Origin of the sequence: Citrobacter sp. HN-141 (assembly GCF_033341895.1) — a bacterium.
Taxonomy (GTDB): domain Bacteria; phylum Pseudomonadota; class Gammaproteobacteria; order Enterobacterales; family Enterobacteriaceae; genus Citrobacter.
The window spans coordinates 54,615-72,531 of sequence record NZ_JAWPBF010000001.1; the positions used below are offsets into that span (position 1 = coordinate 54,615).

The following is a 17,917-nucleotide window of genomic DNA, read 5'->3' on the forward strand; positions in this document are numbered from 1 at the left end:
GGCTTTTTTTATACGTCGTGAACGCCCCGCATCCCCGTTACCTGTGGCATAACATCTTTCATCAGCGCCAGAAATTTGCGTAAGCGGGTTGGATAATAACGAGCCCAGGGATAAACCAAATGCACGGGCAATGACGACGCATGCCAGTCAGGTAATAGCGTAATCAATCTTCCGCAGGCGATATCGTCTTCAACCATCCAGCTTGAGACAAGCGTAACGCCCAGCCCCGCAAGTGCAGCATTTCTGGCGACATAAATACTGTCGGTACTTAATCTGGGAGAAATATTCAACGTGATAGCGTCGTTACGCCGGTGGTGACGTAACGACACGCTGTGCTGATAAAATGTATTTACCGCGATCCAGGGCAGCGCTGATAGCTGTTCAGGGTGAGTCAAAATTCCACATTGTGCGAGAAGCTCAGGGCTTGCCACCATACTTCGCGGGACTTCAGCCAACAATACCGAAACCGTTGCCGGATCGACCTCAGCCCCAACCCGAATTGCGCAGTCGATATTGTCGCTGAGAAAATCAACGGTCTTATCATTCAGCATCCACTCAACGGATAACTGTGGATAGCGGGAAAGGAACTGCAGAAGCGGTTCAAGGAGTTGCTGTTGGCCGAACGCATGCGGTGCCCGAACCCGCAACGTCCCCACCGGTTCATCCTCCGTGATGTTCAGTCCGTCCTCCAGCGCCAGCCAGGCATCAATAATGTGTTTGGCATGCTGATACCCGCGTTCACCATCATCAGTCAGCTTCATTGCATGGGTGGTACGCATAATCAGCTTAACGCCCAACAGCGTCTCAAGGGATTGTAACCGCCGACTGACGGTTGCCTGTGTGGTACCCATTTGCTTTGCCGCCGCGGAAAGCGAACCAGCCTCGACGATACGCACAAACGTGCGCATCAATTCCACCCTATCTATACGTTCAGTTTTTATCATTTAGTCATTGTTCATACGTGTAACGTATAACTGTTTTACCACTGCGCTCGCTACCGTGCTACCGGTTGAAGGATAAAAATAGCCGCACATCCCGTGATTGAGGAATCATTTGTGAACACACACACCGCACTTTCCCGTTGGGTTATTTTTGTTCTGGCACTGGGCGCTGGATTCAGCGTTGCCGCAATCTATTATGCCCAGCCTCTTTTACCTTTAATGGGCCAGGACCTGGCCTTAAGCATCACCGGTATGGGGCTGGTGCCAACGCTCACCCAGGCAGGATACGCGCTGGGCATTTTGTTTTTGTTGCCGCTGGGCGACCGTTATGACCGCCGGACATTAATCCTGCTAAAAAGCGTCTCTCTTGCCGCACTGCTGTTGGCCTGCAGCTTTACCGGGCAGTTGCATTCACTACTGCTGGTAAGCTTATTGATGGGGATGGCAGCGACCATGGCTCAGGATATCGTGCCAGCCGCAGCCATCCTTGCGCCTGAAGGCAAACAGGGAAAAACAGTGGGCACCGTCATGACCGGTCTTCTGCTAGGGATCTTACTCTCACGGACCATCAGCGGGCTGGTAGGTGAAGCCTATGGCTGGCGGGAAATGTATCAACTTGCCGCCGTCAGTATTGCCGTGATTGCCGTACTGATGTGGAAAATGCTGCCCCGCTTTACGGTCCATTCCACGCTGAGTTATCCGGCATTAATGTTCTCCATGGCGCAACTGTGGCAGCGTTATCCTGCACTGCGCCGGGCGGCGTTGGCGCAGGGCTTTCTGTCCATTGCCTTTAGCGCCTTCTGGTCAACACTGGCGGTTATGCTCTCTGAGCATTACCACATGGGCAGCGCGATGGCGGGGGCATTTGGTATTGCAGGGGCAGCCGGGGCGCTGGCAGCCCCTATGGCAGGCCATCTGGCAGATAAAGTAGGTGCCGGGCGGGTAACACAGTTGGGCGCGCTGTTAGTCACGCTTTCATTTGCACTGATGTTCTTGCTTCCGGCCCTGCCAGTACAGGGGCAGTGGCTGCTGATTGCCTTGTCGGCGATAGGCTTTGATCTCGGACTGCAATCCAGCCTGGTCGCCCATCAGAACCTGGTTTATAGCCTGGAGCCTCAGGCAAGAGGTCGTCTGAACGCGTTGCTATTCACCATGGTGTTTATCGGCATGGCGCTGGGTTCTCTACTCGGAAGCCAGGTCTATGCGCTGGCAAACTGGGAAGGCGTGGTGACACTGGCTACTTTCAGCGGCGTTGTTGCGCTGGTAATTAGACTGACCGGTAAATTACCTGTTAGCCAGACAACTGCAGCCTAAAAAAATGCCCGCTCCGGGGTGTATGTGGAGCGGGCAGACAAACATATCCAGTTTCATGATATGTTTCAAAAAGGGTCGTTACCGGTTGAGCTGGAACAGTGACATTCCCTGCATATCGGTAAACGTTTTATACGATGCCTGTAGCGCAGCCTGCTGCATCACATACGAAGAAATCGCCGCATTCCAGTCAACATCAACCAGATTGCTCATCTGTTGCGTTTGGCCCAACGCGCGATCGGCACCCAACGAATCCAGAGCGCTAAGTTCACTGAGTTGCGTACCGAGTTCAGCACGAACAGACAGCACATTATTCAGTGAGTTCTTCAGACCACGGTTGGATTTATCGATGGCGGCTTTGGCTGCATCTTTAGCCGCATCATCGCCTTCAATCGGCGTTTTCAGGGCTGCAATAGCGGTATCCAGCATGACGAATAAGTTCGTTTCTGACTTGCTTCCATCTGGCTCTGGAACCGCGTTGCTGGTCACCGAGTTAAAAATCTTATCCCCGGTATGACCAATCACCATTGAGCGAGCGGCATCGACCTGTTGGGTGATATTTTGCGTTCCACCACTATAGGTTCCATCAGTCTTGGCAAATGGCGGCGCTTCCGTTTTGTAGCCGCCAAAGATATAGCGACCATTACCGTCGGTGCTGTTCGCCAGATTCATTAACTGATCGCGGATCCCTTGCAAATCAGTTGCCAACGATGCCCGGTTATCATCACTCAATGTACCGTTGCCAGCATTGACAATTTTTTCCTGTGCCGCGGTAATCGCGGTCGTCGCCCGGCTTAACACGTTCTCTTCCAGTGACACTTTTTGCGTCGCGAAAGTACGCGCCAGCGTATATTGGCTGTTCTGCGCCTGAGCCTGTGAAAGCACCACAGCCTGTGATGCGGCAATCGGATCGTCAGACGGGTTGTTCACGCGTTTCCCCGTTGACATCTGCTCGCCAAATTTCAACCATTCAGCCTGAGAGTTGGTGATGCCGCGCATATTCTGCTGGTACATCATCTGAGTACTGATACGCATTGAGTTCCTCTCCCTTAGCGAATATTCAGCAGTGCATCAAAGAGCGAATTCGCCGTTTGCAGTACCTGAGCGTTGGCCAGGTAATACTGCTGATAACGCTGCAAATTCCCGTACTCTTCGTCGAGGTTCACCCCGGAAATAGACTGTTGCTGATTTGAAAGCTGCGTGACCACGTTGTTTTGCGTGGTGCTGCTGGTTTTTAAGGTCGCCGTTTTGTTCCCGACATCGCTCACCAGCGTAGCGTAAGCATCGTTAAAGGTTTTATTCCCGATGGTTGCCTTGGTTTGCAGATCCAGCAGTTTCTGGCCGTTACGGTTATCGCTTTTTCCTTTATCAACATCGGGATCAGCGTCATTTTTGGACACTTCAGCCATGGCGATTTTCGACTCATCGGTCACCGCCACTTTCATATTAATAATGGCGTCCCCCACGGGTTTTACCGTAAAGCTATCATTTGCTACCGCACCATTTTTGACGGTAATTTCCAGCCCATCAAACGACATTTTTCCGCCAGTGACCGTCGGCTTAAAGCTGGTATTGTCAGCCAGACGGGTTACCTGCCAGTCAGTACCATCAAACGTAATTTTATAGTCTGTGGCCTGCACCGACGAGCTGTCCGTCATTTTAACATCAAGCGCACCGGTCCCTTTATTCTTCGTATTGCTAAGGACTGCCGGGCCACCAATATCGAAAAAGTTTTTGCCCGGGTCGCCGTTGGCATCAAAACCTTCTTTGTGCTGCGTGTTAAACGCATCAGCAAAGGCGAGGGCCAACTGACCAAGGGTATTACGCGTCTGGTCGAGTTCCTGCGAACGGAACGTCAACAGCCCGCCCAGCGAACCGGTCGTGATCAACTTTTCCGGGATGGCAACTTCTCCGGCCACGCCGTCAACATAAGCGACGGTCGTGCGAGAGGGATCATCGCTGGAAGGTACAGCGGCCAGTTGGCGAGCATTGCTGCCTTGCACCAGCGAGTAGCCATTCGCCATGGTCACGTTATAGGTGCCGCCGTCCTGAATGCTGACTTCCACGCCGACAATCTTGTTCAGCTCACTCACCAGTTGATCGCGCTGATCGAGCAGATCGTTCGGTGACGCACCCGCGCCAACGCCGGTCAAACGGGAGATTTGGTCATTAAGGCTGGCAATTTGCTTCGAATAGTTATTGATCTGATCGACGCTGGCCTTAATCGCAATATTGACCTGCTTATCCTGATCGCGCAGATATTGGTCCGTCGTTCTGAACTGATTGACTAAGCCATCAGCTTTACCGATAAGTGCCTGACGTGCCGCCGGATCTTCAGCGTTACTCACCAACGTCTGCAGGCTGGTAAAGAAACCCTGCATCGACGTTGAGATCGAACTGGTTTTGCTGGCGAGCAGGTTGTCAATTTTTGACATTTGCTCATAACGTGTCGTCAGACCGCTGCTCTGGTTCTGCGCCGCACGTAACTGATTAGTGATAAATGAGTCATACTCACGCTGTACGCCAGAAACATAGACACCATTGCCGACCCAGCCCCCCGCACCCAGCGTGCTGTTCGCTTGCGCCATAATTGTCGTTTGTCGGGTATATCCGGCAACGTTATAGCTGGAGATGTTATTACTGGCAGTGTTCAACGCGGCCTGCGCTGCGCTGAGTCCACTCATCGCGTTATTAATCAAGCTGGACATGGAGGTTCCTTGTAATCCTTCAATACTCGGTATTATCGGCAGCAGGTCAGCAGACTTGAGCTATTTAAAAGAGATTATCGAGATTCGTGCTGTAGGTTTTACTCACCTTTTCGCTCATCGATTTTAGCTGCTGGATCATGCTGGTTAATTTGCGCGCGTAGTTAGGGTCAGTGGCGTAACCCGCATTCTGCAATGCCTGGGCACCCTGCTCAGCGGTCGCGGCACCGGTCACCGCGGCGTAACGCGGATTGCGGGATATCAGACCGACATAATCCGACAGTGCTTCAAGATAGGAGCTATACACACGGAATTTCGCTTTCACTTTTTTCGCCTCACCGTTTTCGTATTCGGTGGTGGTGATTTCAGTGGTCGGCCCTTTCCAGCTTCCCGAGGCTTTCACCCCAAAAATGTTAAAGCTCGGCTCGCCGTTCTCCCGTCGAATTTGTCGTTGCCCCCACCCGGACTCCAGCGCCGCCTGCGCCAGAATCAGATGATGCGGCACCCCGCTTTGCTGACTCGCCAGCTTAGCCGGCAGCGATAGCTGAGCGAGGAAATCTTTACTGTCACCTGACAGCGGCTCATCATTGCTTTCCGTCGCCCGGGGAATGGCTTTACGCACCAGTTGCGTCAGCGCCTGATTTTGATAGCTGGTCACCGTTTCCAGCGAGAATTTCATCGGCACCTGCGGCGCATCATCCGCAGGTTGCCCCTGTCCTTGCGTCATCTGCTTGACCATCATTTCTGCCAGTCCCAGACCTTTTCCTGCCGTCATCTGCTGGGCGATCTGTTGGTCATACATACTGGTGTATAAACGCGTGGAGTCGCTGCTAAACACACCGTCTTTTGGCAACGCCTCGCGCATACTTTTCAGCATCATCTGCACGAACATCCCTTCAACCTGGCGGGCGACCGGGCGGATATTTGCCGCCGGGTCCTGACCCGCTTTCGCTTTCAGTTCGTTCAGTGATTGTGCATCCCAGGCTGCGCTGGTCAGCAGTTTGCTATCACCAATCATCAGATGATTTCCAGTTTGGCGCGCAGACAACCCGCACTTTGCATGGATTGCAGGATAGACATCAGATCCATCGGTGTTGCCCCCAGCGCATTCAATGCACGTACGACGTTGTTCAGGTTGGCGCTGGAACGAACGCTCTGCAACGACCCACCGCTCTGGCGCAGATCGATCTGCGTTTGTGGCGTCACCACGGTTTGTCCACCACCAAACGGGGTATCCGGCTGGCTGACGTTCGCCTGGCGGTTAACCGTAATCGACAGATTGCCTTGTGCAACAGCGCAACTATCCAGCGTCACTTCACGGTTCATTACCACCGATCCTGTACGGGAGTTAATAATCACCTTCGCGTCCTGCGGCGTGACGTTCACTTCCATATTCTGGATATCCGCGAGGAAACGTACCTGCGAGCTATTGCCGCTCGGGACGCGTACCTGGATCGTGCGTGCATCCAGCGCAGTCGCACTGCCAAATCCGCGAGAGCGGTTGATGGTGTCGGTTATCTGCTGCGCCATGGTGAAATCTTCATTATTCAGCTGCAGATTAATGGTGTTACCGCCACCAAACTGGGTAGGCAACTCGCGTTCAATAATGGCACCGTTGGTGATACGCCCGCCGTTAAGCTGGTTCACCTGGACACTACTACCACCCGCTGCGGCGCCTGCACCACCGACCAGAATGTTCCCCTGCGCCAACGCATACACCTGGCTATCGACCCCTTTCAGCGGCGTCATCAGCAACGTCCCGCCACGCAGGCTTTTGGCATTACCCATTGAAGAGACCACCACATCAATGGTTTGTCCCTGCCGCCCAAACGCCGGGAATGACGCGGTCACCATCACCGCCGCCACGTTTTTCAGCTGCATATTGGTGCCCGTCGGCACGGTAATACCCAGCTGCGAGAGCATGTTATTCAGCGTTTGTGTGGTAAACGGTGTCTGGGTGGTCTGGTCACCCGTACCGTCCAGCCCCACCACCAGACCGTAGCCTATCAGCGAGTTTTCACGCACCCCCTGAACACTGGTCAGATCACGAATGCGATCGGCATGCGCAAAGGTGGTAGCCAGTACCAGTACCATTCCAACAAGAGTTTTAAACACTGGATACCTCGCTTACATCGGCGATAAATTAAGGAAGAAACGCTGCAACCAGCCCATATTCTGCGCTTCATTGATATAGCCGTTACCGACATATTCAATACGCGCATCCGCAACCTGCGTTGACGGTACAGAGTTGCTGCCGCTAATGGTGCGCGGGTTAACAACCCCAGAGAAGCGAATGAATTCAGTGCCCTGGTTAATGGCGATCTGTTTTTCACCCACGACATGTAAATTGCCATTCACCAGTACCTGATCAACCGTCACGGTCAACGTACCACTGAAGGTGTTTCTGGCGTTCGCGCCGCCTTTACCGTTAAACGAGTTGCCGCCTGAAGCCTCTACGTCGGCACGCTCGTTGCCAAACAGCCCCTGCAGGTAACGTGGTACCGTGTCAAAACCAAAGTTAGTTTTGCCATCACGACTGGCATTCGCCGAGGAGCTTTTGCTCGCACTGACGTTTTCCTGCAATACGATAGTCAGCGTATCGCCAATATTGCGCGGACGGCGGTCTTCAAATAACGGCTGGTAGCCATAATTAATCGGCTGCGCAGACTGAAATATTGATCCATTCGCCACCGGCGTCGGGCCTGGAACGGGCTGGGCAGTCGTCGCGCCCTGCACGAGCGGAGTAGCCGGTATCCAGGCACATCCTGTCAGTGAAACCACCAGCAGGGCCAAAATCGGGTATGGGTGAAGCGCGTGTTTTCGCATTGCCTTCATCTTCAAAATCAGTGCGCCGGTGAGGCTTTCACCCCACCGGACGTCACTTTAGAGTTGCGTCAGTTTCTGCAGCATCTGATCGGTGGTCGATACCGCTTTACTGTTGATTTCATAAGCACGTTGAACCTGGATCATGTTAACCAGTTCTTCCGCCACGTTGACGTTAGAGGTTTCCACATAACCCTGGTACAACAAGCCCGCGCCGTTCAGCCCCGGCGTGCTTTCGTTCGGTGCGCCGGACGATTGCGTTTCGGTGTACAAATTCTCACCAATACTTTCCAGACCGGTATCATTCATGAAGGTTGTCAGGTTGAGCTGTCCCACCTGAACAGGCGCAGCCTGGCCCTGCTGAGTCACACTGACAATACCGTCTCGTCCAATGGTGATGCTCAGCGAGTTCGCCGGGATAGTGATTGCAGGCTGCACCTGAAAACCACCCGCCGTGACCAACTGACCGTTCTGATCCACCTGGAAAGAACCATCACGTGTATAGGCTGACGTCCCATCCGGTAACATGACCTGGAAAAAGCCCTGGCCTTTAATCGCCACATCTTTGCTGTTATTGGTCTGCGACAGGTTACCCTGGCTGTGCAAACGTTCGGTCGCAACCGGACGCACACCAGTACCAATCTGCAAACCAGACGGCAGCGTCGTCTGTTCAGAAGACTGAGCCCCCGGTTGACGAATCGTCTGGTACAGCAGATCTTCAAACACCGCACGCTGGCGTTTGAAACCATTCGTACTGACGTTTGCCAGGTTGTTGGCAATCACATCCATGTTGGTTTGCTGCGCGTCCAGGCCGGTTTTGGCGATCCATAATGAATTGATCATAAAATGTCCTGTATTAACTCATCGACAGCAGTTGGTTGGCGCGGCCCGCGTTATCATCCACGCTACTGATAATCTTCATCTGCATTTCGAAGCGGCGAGCGCTGGCGATCATATCGCTCATCGCCGCAACGGGTTTGACGTTACTGCCTTCCAGTACGCCCGACATCACGCGGATGCTGGGGTCAGCTTGCAGTGTCGGCCCCCGGGTAGCCTGCGCTGCCGCACTCAGACGGAACATACCGTCATCGCCACGTTGCACTTCACTTCCCGTCGCTTTAACCAGCTTCAGACGTCCTACTGGCGCCACCGTATTCGCGGGATCGCCTGGGTTGAGCGCCGAAATCGTTCCGTCTGCGGCGATAGTCACTTCCGACCCTTCCGGTACCGCTATCGGCCCAGCTTCGCCGATCACCGGATGTCCCTGAATAGTCAGCTCACCGGTTGGACTCACCTGAATAGCGCCATTGCGGGTGTATCCTTCGCTGCCATCAGCGGTCTGCACAGCCAACCAGCCATCCTGCTGCAAGGCCACATCCAGCGGGCGGGAGGTATAATCCATCTGGCCTGGCGTCATATCGGCCCCAGGCGTGGAAGCGACCACCAGCGTACGCGTCGGCAGTGAAAGCCCTTCTACGGGAACCGCGCGCAGCGCGTTGAGCTGAGCACGAAAACCCGGTGTCGAGGCATTTGCCAGGTTGCTGGCCGTCACCGCTTGTTGATTCAGCGTCTGACTGGCCGCGCCCATGGCGGTATATATTGCGTGATCCATTAAGCCATCCCGTCAGGCGCTTAGCGCAGGTTGACCAGTGTGTTAAGGATCTGATCCTGGGTTTTGATAGTCTGCGCATTCGACTGATAGTTACGCTGAGCGACAATCATATTCACCAGTTCTTTACTCAAATCCACGTTAGAGGCTTCCAACGCACCGTTGGTCAGCTTGCCGAAGTTACCCGTACCCGCGGTACCCAGCAGCGCCACACCGGAGGCCTGAGTTGCCGCCCAGACGTTATCGCCCTGAGACGCCAGACCTTCGTTGTTGGCAAAGTTTGCCAGCACGATCTGTCCCAGAACCTGTTTCTGTTCGTTGGAGTAGTTACCAACTACGGTACCGTCATTGTTAATCTGATAGCTCACCAGATCGCCTGGTTTGTAGCCGTCCTGGTTAGTGGCAACAATGTTGTTTGCGCCGGTGTTCTGCTGCATGGAGTTCTGGAAACTCATTGCGAAGGTGACGGCCGGTGCGCCATTGAGCGCGGCGGTAGTGATATCGAATGTACCGCCGCCGATTAACGCGCCATTGGTATCAAATTCCAGCGTGGACGTCGGTGCGGTTGGCACAGCAGCCTTAGGATCGCTGCTATCAATGGTATAGACAGCCCATTTGTTATCAGGCTGCTTTACAAAATAGGCGTTAACTTCGTGGGCATTGCCCAGGCTGTCATAAACGGTGACAGGGCCTTTTTTGTTATAGCTGTCAGCATCTTTCGGATCGAACTTTGTCGTTGTCGGGATTATTTTATCCGATGAGTTCAGGTTGATCTGCATTGAGGCCTTGCTGGTTGCCTGTGCCGCCATCAATGTATTGGGGATCGTGATCGGCCCCGGGTTCGCACCCTGCTGAACGGTCGGCGGCGTACCGGTCGCCGGATAGCCCGTCAGTTTCAGCCCCTGCATGTTAACAATGTTGCGGTTTTCATCGAGTTTGAACTGACCGTTGCGGCTGAAGAAAACGGAACCATTGCTGTCAACCATACGGAAAAAACCGTTCTGGCTGATAGCCACATCCAGCCCACGTCCGGTGTTGGTGGTGGTACCATCGGTAAAGTCCTGGGTAATACCCGCAACTTTAACGCCCAGACCCACTTTAGAACCGGCGAACATATCGGCAAAAGATGCCGTACCGGATTTAAAACCGTAGGTGGCGGAGTTGGCGATGTTGTTACCAATGACATCGAGGTTGGTCGCTGCAGCGTTCAGACCGCTGACCGCTTGTGAAAAGGCCATGACTTACTCCTGATAAGTGTGAAGGCTTAAATTATCTGCCGTACTTCGTCGAGGGTGGTGGTTCCATAGGTGCCCAGATCCAGTGTGTTACCGCCGTTACTGCGGATAACACCCTGCACCAGCGCAAACTGTAGAGGCTGCGCCACAAGCTGCGTTCCGGCGTTGCTGGCCGCAATCGAGACGTTATACGAACCGCTCGGCGCATCCGTGCCGTCCGTCATGGTGCCATCCCAGGTAAAGGTATGAACGCCCGCTTTCAACCCGCCAATATCAATGGTGCGTACCACCTTGCCGTCTTTATCGGTAATGGTTGCGGTAACCTTATCTGCCGGCTGCTGCAGCTCAACGCCAAACGGTGTCGTGGTCGTCGTAGCCCCTTCTTCGGTACCCTTACCGGTCAGAATGGTGGTCCCCGGGATCATGACGCCATGACCAATCAGCGTACTGGCCTGCAACGACTGGCTGCTATCGATCTGTCCGGAGATCGATCCCAGCGTGGTATTCAATTTTTCAATGCCGCTTACGGTACTGATTTGCGCTAACTGGGTAGTCAACTCATTGTTTTGCAGCGGGTTGGTTGGGTCCTGGTTTTTTAACTGCGCGACCAGAAGCGTCAGAAAGCTGCTTTGCAGATCGGCCGCGTTGCTCCCGGTCAGCGAACTTTTGCCAGTGGCAGCATTAACACCCGACGTACTCGGGTCATTCATTTTTACAGCAACGGACATATGCGCCTCCTTTACTGGCCCAGCGTCAGCGTTTTAAGCATCAAGCTTTTCACGGTATTGAGCACTTCAACGTTTGCCTGATAGCTGCGTGAAGCAGACATGGTGTTAACCATCTCGCCAACCACGTCGACATTCGGCATTTTTACGTAGCCATTCGCATCCGCCAGCGGATTGCCCGGTTCATAAACCAGCTTGTCCGGCGCCTGACTTTCAATGACGTCAGCGACTTTTACGCCACCGGTTGCTGCGCCTGGTGCTGCATCAACCTGAAAAACAACCTGCTTTGCGCGATACGGCTGACCATCAGGTCCGGTCACGCTATCGGCGTTCGCCATGTTGCTGGCAGCCACGTTCAGACGCTGAGACTGAGCCGTCAGCGCAGAGCCTGCGATATCAAAAATATTGAGCAACGCCACGGATTAGTTCCCTCCTTGCAGCACGTTCATCATGCCCTTGATTTGCCCACCTAACGCGGTAAGCCCCATCTGGTACTTCAGGCTGTTATCCGCAAACTGCGTACGCTCCCTGTCCATATCCACCGTGTTGCCATCCAGAGACGGCTGGTCAGGAATGCGATAGAGCAACTCCGTAGAAGGAGCCGAGACAGTCTGGGCAGGAATGTGTTGTGCAGAGGTCAGCGTCAACGAAACACCGCCTGTTTCTTCCCGCCCTCGCACCATGACTTTTTTTAATTCACTGGCGAAATCCAGGTCGCGCGCCTGATACCCCGGCGTGTCGGCATTGGCAATGTTGGCCGCTAATATTTCCTGGCGTTGGGCGCGCAAATTCAGCGCTTCCTGTTGAAAACGTAAGGCGGCATCGAGCTTATCGAGCATATCTCCTCCGCAAATGACAAAATTCAGCCGACAGCTTAAATCCCATCACGCGCGCGTTATCGCCGGAATAAACGCAAAATGCGTCGCTATTTGTTGCGTTGATGACTGCGTCACACAGGTAAAATCCTGCCACTACCTGAAAAAGCGCGAGGTTTTGATGCAAACGTTTAAACGTGGAATAGTCGTGGCAGCACTGCTGTTCAGCCCTATGACGCTGGCACAAGACCTGAATTCGCAGTTAACCGCGTGGTTTTCCCAGCGCCTGGCCGGGTTTAGCGATGAGGTGGTCGTCACTGTCCGTACGCCGCCAAACTTGCAGCCCAGCTGCGATCAGCCTGCGCTGAGCGTGTCCGGCAGTGCGAAACTGTGGGGTAACGTGAACGTGCTGGCCCGCTGCGCCAATGAAAAACGTTATCTGCAGGTCACTGTGCAAGCCACCGGCAACTATGTTGTCGCAGCGACCCCTGTTGCCCGCGGAAGCGCACTGAACGCGGCCAGCGTAACGCTAAAACGTGGTCGTCTGGATCAACTGCCGCCACGCACCGTACTGGACATTAACCAGGTTCAGGATGCCGTGAGCCTGCGCGACCTGGTTCCCGGTCAGCCAATCCAGCTCACAATGTTGCGCCAGGCATGGCGGATAAAAGCGGGTCAACGCGTGATGGTTATCGCTAACGGAGACGGCTTTCGGGTCAATGCCGAAGGTAAAGCGCTCAACAATGCAGCCGTCGCGCAAAACGCACGAGTGCGGATGATTTCTGGTCAGGTGGTGAGTGGAATCGTCGATTCTGATGGGAATATTCTTATTAACCTATAATAGGTTAAAGATTTTTTAGCGAGTGCCGATAGATAATCAACCAATGATTAAAGCGGGTCGCTATAGCGTAACCCCTCGATGAGGATAGAAAAAATGAGTATTGATCGTACCTCACCATTGAAGCCAGTAAGCACTGTTCAGCCACGCGAAACCAGCGACTCGCCGGTACAAAAAGCGCGGAAGGAAAAAACAGCGACGACAAACAGCACCAGCGTAATGCTGAGTGACGCTCAGGCCAAACTGATGCAGCCCGGCACCAATGACATCAACATGGAGCGTGTCGAAGCACTGAAAACCGCGATCCGTAACGGCGAGCTGAAAATGGATACCGGAAAAATTGCCGACTCGCTAATCCGCGAGGCACAGAGCTACCTACAGAGTAAATAAAGTATGACTCGTTTGTCAGAAATACTTGATCAGATGACGACCGTCCTCAATGACCTGAAAACGGTGATGGATGCTGAGCAGCATCAGCTTTCTGCAGGACAGATCAACGGTAGCCAGCTACAGCGAATTACAGAAGAAAAAAGTTCTTTGCTGGCCACCCTCGATTATCTGGAGCAGCAGCGCCGCCTGGAAAATGACGCCACGCGCAGCGCCAATGATGAGATTGCCGAGCGCTGGCAGACAATCACCAAGAAAACACAGCATTTGCGCGATCTCAACCAGCACAATGGTTGGCTGCTCGAAGGGCAAATCGAACGCAATCAACAGGCAATTCAAGTGCTGAAACCGCACCAGGAGCCGACGCTGTATGGCGCGAACGGCCAGACCTCTGCAGCACATCGCGGCGGGAAAAAATTCTCTATTTGATCATTGCCTGATGGCATTGTGCTTATCAGGCAACGCTATTCTGTTGGCCGGATGCGGCGTAGTACCGCCATCCGGCATAGGATGTCCATTACGCCGTCCGGCGAACGAACTCTTTCACTTTAAAGCCCAGCACAGCAAGAGCGGCGAAGTAGGCAACGATTCCCACGACCACCACCGCCAGCAAACGCATCACACGCCACACCATTGTCCCTTGTGACCAGTCCGGCATCATGTAAAGCATCCCTACCAGCGCAGCAGACATCACCAGCACTGAAATCACCAGACGCGTCAGGAACCAGGCCCAGCCCGGCTGTGGGGTGAATATTTTCTGTTTGCGCAGTTGCCAGTAGAGCAGTGAAGCATTCAGACATGCCGCCAAACCGATCGACAACGACAGTCCGGCATGCTTCAACGGCCCGATAAACGCCAGGTTCATCACCTGGGTCAGAATCAGCGTCACAATGGCAATTTTGACCGGCGTTTTAATATCCTGACGCGAGTAAAAACCAGGCGCCAATACTTTCACGATGATAATGCCAATCAGACCGACCGAATACGCCACCAGCGCGCGCTGGGTCATCGCCGCATCAAACGCGGTAAATTTTCCGTACTGGAACAGCGACACCGTCAGCGGTTTTGCCAGGATACCCAACGCCACGGCACTGGGTAACGCCAACAGAAAGCACAGGCGCAGCCCCCAGTCCATCAGACGGCAATACTCATCATGATTACCACTGGAAAAACTTTTGGACAGTGACGGCAGCAGGATTGTCCCCAGCGCCACCCCCAAAACACCGGACGGAAACTCCATCAGACGGTCAGCATAGTACATCCATGACACCGAGCCGGAGGCCAGAAACGAGGCGAAGATCGTGTTAATAATCATGGAAACCTGGCTGACGGAAACCCCAAGGATCGCCGGCCCCATTTGCTTCACGACGCGCATCGCACCTTCATCGCGGAAGTTGACACGCGGCAGTACCAGCATGCCAATTTTCTTCAAATGCGGAAGCTGATAAACCAGTTGCAGCACACCGCCCACGGTGACAGCCCACGCCAGCGCCAGCACCGGCGGATGGAAATAAGGCGCGGCAAACAGCGCAAAACCAATCATGCTGATATTCAGAAACGTCGGCGCAAACGCTGGAATGGAGAAGCGATTCCATGTGTTAAGGATTGCACCTGCCAGTGAGGCCAGCGAAATCAGCAGAATATAAGGAAAGGTTATCCGCAGCAGTTGGGTGGTCAGTATGAACTTATCTGCAGTATCAGCGAACCCTGGCGCGGTGACCATTATCACCCACGGTGCAGCAAGCATCCCGGCCACCGTGACGACGGCCAGCGCTAGCGTCAATAGACCAGAAACATAGGCGACAAACACGCGGGTGGCGTCTTCGCCCTGCTTACTTTTGTATTCGGCAAGAATCGGTACAAACGCCTGGGAGAACGCACCCTCAGCAAAAATACGGCGCAGCAGGTTAGGAAGTTTGAATGCCACAAAAAAGGCGTCGGTCGCCATCCCTGCGCCAAAGATTCTGGCGACAATCGCGTCACGCGCAAAACCCAGCACACGTGAGAACATCGTCATCGAGCTGACGGCTGCCAGCGATTTTAATAAATTCATCTATGTTGTATTCCAGACTCTGAGGCAGAACCCCGCATAGCCAGTCCATTGGCCGGAGAAGGCGTTGAGCCCTCATCCGGTGATGTCGCAGAGCCTGATGCCGACGCTAAAGCGTCTTATCAGGCCGACAAACTGGTCTATAGCTTGAAAAGAGGTGTTTTTTGAGTGGGCATATAGTACCTGGATTACCGTGAATTACTACCGCCAGATGTTACAGGGGGTTATTCCTCCATCGCCTCCCGCCACAGTTTTTCTACCACACGCTGTGCCAGAATCGCCTGCTCGCCCGCCGTCTCAGGAACCGTCTGATTTTGTACGCAGGCTATAAAATGACGAGCGCAGCCGGCAAACCCACGTTGTTCTAACGTCGTTTGCCATCCTGCAATGGGCTTATGTACCACACCCTGCCCGCGTTCCTCGCGCCATTCCCGCATATCCGTCACATCAATCAAGCCCCCCTCCATCACGGCCTGGATACACTCGCGCTGGCTACCAGCGCGGCGGTGCATACTGGTGGTTATCTGTAGCTGGTCGGCAGAAAAATGATGTTCAGCATACAGCATCTCACCGGTGTCATTTGTTAACAGCGTGCCGCCATTAAGTTGAACCTTTCCTCCCGCCAGCCACAGCGCGGTGTCTACCACGTGCAGATAATCATCCAGCAGCGTAAAACGCAGATCGTGCGGCCCGACGCTATCCGTACGGTGCTTGTCCATACGAACAGACGCCGCATTGCCCAACTGCGCCTTTAGATCCTGATACAGCGGCGCAAAGCGACGATTAAACCCAACCATTAGCGTCAGTTTTTTCCGCGCCGCCAGCTCCACCAGTTGTTCAGCTTCGCGCAGATTTTCTGCCAGCGGCTTGTCCACGCAAACGTGAACGCCGGCATTCAGCAACTCACTCACTACAGCGTAGTGGGTGGCGGTACTGGAATGAACGAAAACGGCATCGCAGGTTGCCGCTAAATTCTGTACGGAATCAACGTATGGCATTCGCCAGGTTTCACAAATACGCAGCGCTTTTTCCCGCGAGGGCGACCATGCACCCTGCAGCGTCCAGTCCGCAGATGCGCCCAACACAGGCAACCATGCCTTTTGCGCGATGCCCCCTAACCCGACCACGCCAATACGCAATTTTCCCACGTCAGTCTCCCAGGTGTGCCAATAATGAATCGAGCCGCTGTTTCAACTCTGCCACTTCGGTTTCCAGCGCTTCAACACGCGCCTGCAAATCTCCAGACGCCGCCTGCGGCTCATCTGCCGCAGCGAGTGACTCATCAACCTCACCACAAAACAGGTGCATATAACGACTTTCTCGTTTTCCAGGTTCGCGCGCCAGGCGGACCACATAAGGGCCATCTTCCCGGGTAGCCAGTTTCTCCAGCGTCGACTCTACTTCCGCCATATCGCTGAACTCATACATTCGGGATGCGCGGCTACGCAATTCACCCGGTGTTTGAGCGCCACGGAGTAACAGCGTGGTGATCAATGCCACTTCACCCGCGCTAAGCTTAAGATTGCCAAACTCTGAATTACAGAACCGCTGTTCGTATTTGGTCACGCGATTACCAAAGCCGCTGACCGTGCGCAGAAAATGCCTTTTTACCAGGTTATCAAGCTGATCCTGCACGTCGGCTTCCGACAGATTCATCACCGGTTCACGGTTGGTTTTTTGATTACACGCGGTCACCACACCATTCACGGAAAGGGGATACTGTTCCGGTGTAGTAACCTGCTTTTCTAATAAGCAACCAATCACACGGGCTTCGGTGGCGGTTAATTCGTATTTCATCGTCTTCTCCATTATTCAGGCCGTGCGCCTGAAACTTAGCGACCGGGGGTCCATTCTGATGTTGTCAACGCCGTCAGCACATGATCGCGCCACTGTCCATCAATCAGCAGATAGTCTTTTGCATACCCTTCTTTCTCAAAGCCGAGTCGCGCCAGCAAATCGCCGCTACGCTTATTGTGTGGCATGTAGTTCGCCATAATGCGGTGAATATGTTGCGTCCGCTGTACATAACGAATTGCGGCGGTCAGGGCTTCGTACATCAGCCCCTGCCCTTGCCACTTCTGCGCAATGGAATAACCGAGATAACAGGCGTGGAAAGATCCGCGCACCACGTTCGAGAAGTTCGCAACGCCGATAATTTCTTTTTCATCCGGATCGAGCAGCGCGAAATACCAGGCCGTGCCTTGTTTATGGAATTCAGAGATCATGCTCAGACGCGCCTGCCAGCCAGAGGGGTAGCAGTGGCTTTCATCGCGGATAGGTTCCCAGGGTTTTAAGAAATGACGATTCTCTGCGTAATAATCTGCCAGACGCCAGGCATCACGCTCATGCACCAAACGCACGACCAGGCGGTCCGTGGTTAAGCGCACTTTTGGCACGTTACTGCGATAGCCAAACATTCTATACCTACTCCTTCCCGTAACGTCTTCAATACGCAATTCGCATTACTATACCTGTGCA

The 17,917-nt window shown here is 53.8% G+C and carries 20 protein-coding genes; 4 read left to right on the forward strand and 16 right to left on the reverse strand.

Features of this window, described 5'->3' with window-relative positions:
• Positions 1–8: 8 nt before the first annotated feature.
• Positions 9–944, reverse strand: a complete 936-nt coding sequence (locus RYZ59_RS00300; RefSeq protein ID WP_318048737.1) for a LysR family transcriptional regulator — start codon at positions 942–944, stop codon at positions 9–11.
• Between the two features lie 111 nt (positions 945–1,055).
• Between RYZ59_RS00300 and RYZ59_RS00305 the strand changes: the two genes are divergently transcribed.
• Positions 1,056–2,255: an MFS transporter gene (locus RYZ59_RS00305; RefSeq protein WP_318048738.1), complete on the forward strand. Its 1,200-nt coding sequence runs from the start codon at positions 1,056–1,058 to the stop codon at positions 2,253–2,255.
• Between the two features lie 78 nt (positions 2,256–2,333).
• Here the strand turns inward: RYZ59_RS00305 and flgL are convergent, their stop codons facing one another.
• The 11 genes from flgL to flgB all read right to left on the reverse strand — a co-directional run bounded on the left by flgL (position 2,334) and on the right by flgB (position 12,188).
• Complete coding sequence (flgL, locus tag RYZ59_RS00310; RefSeq protein WP_137383032.1) at positions 2,334–3,287, reverse strand: flagellar hook-associated protein FlgL; 954 nt, start codon at positions 3,285–3,287, stop codon at positions 2,334–2,336.
• A gap of 14 nt (positions 3,288–3,301) precedes the next feature.
• Positions 3,302–4,960, reverse strand: coding sequence for a flagellar hook-associated protein FlgK (gene flgK / locus RYZ59_RS00315; protein ID WP_318048741.1), 1,659 nt, complete (start codon positions 4,958–4,960; stop codon positions 3,302–3,304).
• Between the two features lie 64 nt (positions 4,961–5,024).
• A complete protein-coding gene (gene flgJ, locus RYZ59_RS00320) occupies positions 5,025–5,975 on the reverse strand; it encodes a flagellar assembly peptidoglycan hydrolase FlgJ (RefSeq protein WP_137383034.1) in 951 nt (316 codons plus the stop codon).
• Complete coding sequence (locus tag RYZ59_RS00325) at positions 5,975–7,051, reverse strand: flagellar basal body P-ring protein FlgI (RefSeq protein ID WP_137383046.1); 1,077 nt, start codon at positions 7,049–7,051, stop codon at positions 5,975–5,977. The genes flgJ and RYZ59_RS00325 overlap by 1 nt, the downstream gene beginning before the upstream one ends.
• Positions 7,052–7,084: 33 nt before the next feature.
• Complete coding sequence (gene flgH, locus RYZ59_RS00330; RefSeq protein ID WP_003036206.1) at positions 7,085–7,783, reverse strand: flagellar basal body L-ring protein FlgH; 699 nt, start codon at positions 7,781–7,783, stop codon at positions 7,085–7,087.
• A 57-nt stretch (positions 7,784–7,840) separates the two neighbouring features.
• On the reverse strand, positions 7,841–8,623 hold the full coding sequence (gene flgG / locus RYZ59_RS00335) for a flagellar basal-body rod protein FlgG (RefSeq protein WP_005129045.1): 783 nt from the start codon (positions 8,621–8,623) through the stop codon (positions 7,841–7,843).
• 13 nt (positions 8,624–8,636) lie between these two features.
• The gene (locus tag RYZ59_RS00340) at positions 8,637–9,392 is read right to left on the reverse strand and encodes a flagellar basal body rod protein FlgF (protein WP_048211227.1); all 756 of its coding nucleotides are present in this window, start codon (positions 9,390–9,392) and stop codon (positions 8,637–8,639) included.
• 20 nt (positions 9,393–9,412) lie between these two features.
• Entirely contained in the window at positions 9,413–10,627 is a 1,215-nt protein-coding gene (gene flgE / locus RYZ59_RS00345; RefSeq protein WP_137376453.1) for a flagellar hook protein FlgE, read from the reverse strand.
• A 26-nt stretch (positions 10,628–10,653) separates the two neighbouring features.
• Positions 10,654–11,352: a flagellar hook assembly protein FlgD gene (gene flgD / locus RYZ59_RS00350; protein WP_137383035.1), complete on the reverse strand. Its 699-nt coding sequence runs from the start codon at positions 11,350–11,352 to the stop codon at positions 10,654–10,656.
• An 11-nt stretch (positions 11,353–11,363) separates the two neighbouring features.
• The gene (flgC, locus tag RYZ59_RS00355) at positions 11,364–11,768 is read right to left on the reverse strand and encodes a flagellar basal body rod protein FlgC (protein WP_045441655.1); all 405 of its coding nucleotides are present in this window, start codon (positions 11,766–11,768) and stop codon (positions 11,364–11,366) included.
• 3 nt (positions 11,769–11,771) lie between these two features.
• On the reverse strand, positions 11,772–12,188 hold the full coding sequence (gene flgB, locus RYZ59_RS00360; RefSeq protein ID WP_003036189.1) for a flagellar basal body rod protein FlgB: 417 nt from the start codon (positions 12,186–12,188) through the stop codon (positions 11,772–11,774).
• A 157-nt stretch (positions 12,189–12,345) separates the two neighbouring features.
• Here flgB and flgA point away from each other — a divergent pair, with 157 nt between their 5' ends.
• From flgA to flgN, 3 genes are all read left to right on the forward strand, one after another.
• Positions 12,346–13,005 carry a flagellar basal body P-ring formation chaperone FlgA gene (gene flgA, locus RYZ59_RS00365; protein WP_318048749.1) on the forward strand — a complete coding sequence of 220 codons (660 nt, stop codon included), beginning with the start codon at positions 12,346–12,348 and terminating at the stop codon, positions 13,003–13,005.
• A gap of 93 nt (positions 13,006–13,098) precedes the next feature.
• Positions 13,099–13,392: a flagellar biosynthesis anti-sigma factor FlgM gene (gene flgM, locus RYZ59_RS00370; RefSeq protein WP_005129057.1), complete on the forward strand. Its 294-nt coding sequence runs from the start codon at positions 13,099–13,101 to the stop codon at positions 13,390–13,392.
• A 3-nt stretch (positions 13,393–13,395) separates the two neighbouring features.
• The gene (gene flgN / locus RYZ59_RS00375; RefSeq protein ID WP_137383037.1) at positions 13,396–13,818 is read left to right on the forward strand and encodes a flagella biosynthesis chaperone FlgN; all 423 of its coding nucleotides are present in this window, start codon (positions 13,396–13,398) and stop codon (positions 13,816–13,818) included.
• Between the two features lie 88 nt (positions 13,819–13,906).
• Here flgN and murJ read toward each other — a convergent pair whose 3' ends face one another.
• The 4 genes from murJ to rimJ form a co-directional block, all read right to left on the reverse strand.
• Entirely contained in the window at positions 13,907–15,442 is a 1,536-nt protein-coding gene (murJ, locus tag RYZ59_RS00380; RefSeq protein ID WP_318048754.1) for a murein biosynthesis integral membrane protein MurJ, read from the reverse strand.
• Between the two features lie 221 nt (positions 15,443–15,663).
• Positions 15,664–16,587 carry a Gfo/Idh/MocA family oxidoreductase gene (locus tag RYZ59_RS00385; protein WP_318048757.1) on the reverse strand — a complete coding sequence of 308 codons (924 nt, stop codon included), beginning with the start codon at positions 16,585–16,587 and terminating at the stop codon, positions 15,664–15,666.
• Position 16,588: 1 nt separating this feature from the next.
• A complete protein-coding gene (locus tag RYZ59_RS00390; protein ID WP_048211222.1) occupies positions 16,589–17,236 on the reverse strand; it encodes a YceH family protein in 648 nt (215 codons plus the stop codon).
• Positions 17,237–17,271: 35 nt separating this feature from the next.
• The gene (rimJ, locus tag RYZ59_RS00395; RefSeq protein ID WP_005129064.1) at positions 17,272–17,856 is read right to left on the reverse strand and encodes a ribosomal protein S5-alanine N-acetyltransferase; all 585 of its coding nucleotides are present in this window, start codon (positions 17,854–17,856) and stop codon (positions 17,272–17,274) included.
• Positions 17,857–17,917 lie beyond the last annotated feature (61 nt).